Below are 3,643 nucleotides of genomic sequence, written 5' to 3' on the forward strand. Positions count from 1 at the left end.
CGCGGCCATTTCCCGGCTAGCCTGGGCGCTGCAGTCCGGCAGAAGGCGCGCTGGCTCGGAGGAATCGCGCTTGCCGGATGGGACCGGCTCGGCTGGAGTGGCGGCCTCGGCGAGCGATGGATGCGGATGCGCGACCGCCGCGGGCCCCTCGCCGCGCTGCTTCTGCTCGCTGCTTATGCCGCGGCCTTTCTGTGGGCGCAGATCTGGCTTGCCGAAGCGCTGGGCGCGCCGATCCATGCACGGTTCGATCCCCTGCTGGTCACCTTGCTGACGATCAACGCATGGCTGCTCGCATGGCGAGTCCTAATGCGCGCCTGCTTCACCTGCTCCGCTTACGGGCTCGGCCAGGGACTCCTCTCCATTCCGCGCCTGGTCGTCGGCAATGTGATCGCCATGCTCGCCGCAGGACGCGCGGTCGCCATTCACCTCGGCGGCGGAGCGACCCGCTGGGACAAGACGCGCCACGTCTTCCCCGCGGAGCTGCCGCGATGAGGCCGTCGCTCCGCTTCCTCGCCGTGGCGGTCATCGGCTGGGCGGGCTTGCGCGCGGCGACGCTCGGCGCACTGCCAGGCGCGGAGATTTTCCAGATCGATCGAAGCGATGCCAAGCCGCCGGCGATCGTTCCGACGCACTTCCCGCCGATCGAGCCGATCGCGCCCGCTGCGAGCGACGACGGCTGGGCCGACATGCGCGACGCGTCGCTGAGCTACGCCGATCCGGGCGCGATGAGCGGTTACAGCAGGCCGGTGGTCATTCCGGTCTATTACCAGCCGACCGCATTGCCATCCGCTCCAACACAGCTGACGACCATCCTTCCGGAGCCGCGGCCGCAATTTTACGCGCCCATTCCCGCGCTCGACGAATGGCCGCTGTCGCGCATTGCGTCGACGTCGATGCCGCCGCTGCGGTCGACAGTCGTCACGCCCGCGCAGAGCCTGCCGGCCGAGCTAAAGCGCAACCATATCGATCGCCTCCAGCTAACCGCCTGGGCGCTACTTCGGCCGCAGCGGGGCGGTATCGCCGGTCCGCAATCGCTCGCCAATGGCGGTTCGCTGGGCGGAAGCCAGGCCGGGGCGCGGCTGTCGTACAATTTCACCGGGCAGATTTCGGCGACCCTGCGCAGCACGTCCGAAGTCGGCCGTCGCGGCGGCGAGGTCGCGGCCGGAGTCCGTATCCAGCCCATTGGCGGAATTCCGGTTTGGGTCACCGCCGAGCGCCGCCAGCGGATCGGCCGCTATGGCGGCGGGCGCAACGCTTTCGCTTTGTTCTTCGAGGCCGGGGTGTGGGATCGGCCGATGCCGATGCACCTCCTGCTCGACGGCTATCTGCAAGGCGGCATCGTCGGATTCCACAGCCGCGACCGGTTCGTCGATGGCGGCCTCACGCTGACCCGGCCGGTCTACAAGCAATTCTCGGCGGGGGCTGGCGTCTGGGGCGGAGCCCAGCCGGGCGTCTACCGCGTCGATGCCGGCCCGCGCGTGACCATGCGCGTCAGGAACAACCTGCGGGTGCATGTGGACTGGCGGCAGCGCCTCGCCGGGAACGCCGCGCCCGGTTCTGGACCGGCGATTACGCTGGCCGGGGATTTCTAGCGCCGCACGCTTGGCCGAAGCGCCATTTTCCGGCTACTCCTCCGCGCCGGATGCACGTCTATCTCCCGATCGCAGGTCAGTCGGTGAACGCTCTGTTCATCGTCATCTTGGGCTTCCTCGTCGGCGTGCTCTCGGGCATGTTCGGGATCGGCGGCGGATTCCTCACGACGCCGCTGCTGATCTTCTACGGCATTCCTCCGACCGTCGCGGTCGCGTCCGCCACCACCCAGATCACGGGCGCGAGCGTCTCGGGCGCGATGGTCCACATGCGCCGCGGCGGGGTGGATCTGAAGATGGCGGGCGTGATGATCGTCGGCGGCCTGTTGGGCTCCTTCGTCGGCGCGGCCCTGTTCCGGATGCTGCAGGCGAGCGGGCAGGTCGATGTGGTGATCAGCTTCCTCTACGTCGTCATCCTCGTCGGGATCGGCGGGCTCATGCTCAAAGATTCGCTGGTCGCGCTCGGGCTGATGTCCGGCAAGACCCCCGAGGCTCACGGGCCGCGGCACAATCGCTGGGTGGCCTCGCTCCCGCTGCGCTGGCGCTTCTACAGCTCGGGCCTGTATATTTCCCCTGTCGCTCCCCTCGTGATCGGCTTCGGCGCGGGCGTGATGACTGTCCTCCTCGGAATCGGCGGCGGGTTCATCCTCGTGCCGGCGATGATCTACCTGCTCGGCATGCCGGCCCGCGTGGTGATCGGCACCAGCTTGGTGATGATCCTCGCCGTCAGCGCCGGGACGACGATGGTGCATTCGCTGACCACGCGCGCCGTCGATATCGTGCTCGCCGCCTTGCTGCTCGTCGGCGGAGTCATCGGCGCGCAATATGGCGCTCTCCTAACGACCCGGATGAAGCCCGATTATCTGCGGCTCGCATTGTCGGCCATCATCCTGCTTGTCGCGCTGCGCATGTTCCTCGGATTGTTCTGGCGCCCCGACGAGATCTTCTCGATCGAATATCTGTGAGCCGCCGCTTCGCCTTCGCCGCCCTCGCCGCCGCCGCTCCGCTCCTGATCGGCGCGGCGAAGCCGGTGCTCGTGCCGGACATATCGGCGCGCAAGGTGCAGATCCGCTACAGCTTTTCCGGCGCGCAGCTGCTCCTGTTCGGGGCCATCGCCTACCCCGACGGACGCACGCCCGCCCGGCCGCCCGACATCGCGGTGGTGCTTCGCGGTCCGGTTCAGCCGATCCTGGTGCGCGAAAAGCAGAAGATCGCCGGCATCTGGATGAACGCCGACCAGAGCCGCTTCCGGTCGGCGCCGAGCTTCTACGCGGTCGCTTCGTCGCAGCCGATCCACGACCTCGTCGATGAGCGCACGGCGTCGATTTACGAGCTCGGCATCCACAACCTCCAGCTGTCGCCCGGCGGAGCCACCCTGCCGGACAAGGAGCGGCACTTCGAAGCCGGCCTGCTCGACCTGCGCTCCCGCGCCGGGCTTTACGCCGAGAGCCCGCACGGCGTGGAGATCACTGACGGAATCCTCTACCGGGCGGTGATCACTATCCCCAGCCAGGTGCCCGTCGGCACCTACACCGCCGAGACGTTCCTGATCGATCGCGGCCGGGTCATCGCCGCGGCGACGCGCGACATCCAGATCAACAAGTCGGGCTTCGAACGTTATGTGTGGCTGGCGTCGCGGCGCAATCGCTTCCTCTACGGCCTTGCCTGCGTGGCGATGTCGCTCGGCCTCGGCTGGGCCGCCGCGGTCGCCTTCCGACGCCGTTTCTGACCCTCGCCACACTGTTGTCCTAAGTTAATTTTAACCGCTCGGGCGTAAGGGGCTTCGCAGACGAATTGTCTGGGAGCGTAACGCATATGGACGACCGGCCGAACCTGCACGAATTCCTCAATGAAGTCAGCAGCTTCAGTGAGGCGGACGAGCCAGCGCCAGCTGCGGCGAAACCGTCATCCGCACAGCTCCCGCAGGTCGGCGAGGTTCTCGAGATCGCGGGTTCCGGTTCGCAGATCCGCATGGACGGGGGCGCCCTGGCGGCGCTCCAGTCGCACAAGGACCCGTCCGTCGCCATGTCCGGCCAGGTCGGCAGCCAGGTGAA

3 protein-coding genes and 2 pseudogenes are annotated in these 3,643 nt (G+C 67.9%); all 5 read left to right on the forward strand.

Features of this window, described 5'->3' with window-relative positions; genetic code table 11:
* Positions 1-492 (forward strand): annotated as a pseudogene (locus VFT73_RS10930) (hypothetical protein); the annotation flags it as partial.
* On the forward strand, positions 489-1,592 hold the full coding sequence (locus tag VFT73_RS10935; protein ID WP_326410908.1) for a hypothetical protein: 1,104 nt from the start codon (positions 489-491) through the stop codon (positions 1,590-1,592). The pseudogene VFT73_RS10930 and the gene VFT73_RS10935, both read left to right, overlap by 4 nt.
* A 50-nt stretch (positions 1,593-1,642) precedes the next feature.
* Entirely contained in the window at positions 1,643-2,554 is a 912-nt protein-coding gene (locus VFT73_RS10940; RefSeq protein ID WP_326410910.1) for a sulfite exporter TauE/SafE family protein, read from the forward strand.
* The gene (locus tag VFT73_RS10945; protein ID WP_326410912.1) at positions 2,551-3,318 is read left to right on the forward strand and encodes a TIGR02186 family protein; all 768 of its coding nucleotides are present in this window, start codon (positions 2,551-2,553) and stop codon (positions 3,316-3,318) included. Before VFT73_RS10940 ends, VFT73_RS10945 begins: the two co-directional genes overlap by 4 nt.
* Positions 3,319-3,404: 86 nt before the next feature.
* A pseudogene (locus tag VFT73_RS10950) lies at positions 3,405-3,643 on the forward strand (hypothetical protein); the annotation flags it as partial.

Source organism: Sphingomonas sp. (assembly GCF_035758555.1).
In the GTDB taxonomy this organism is placed as follows: Bacteria; Pseudomonadota; Alphaproteobacteria; order Sphingomonadales; family Sphingomonadaceae; genus Sphingomonas_B.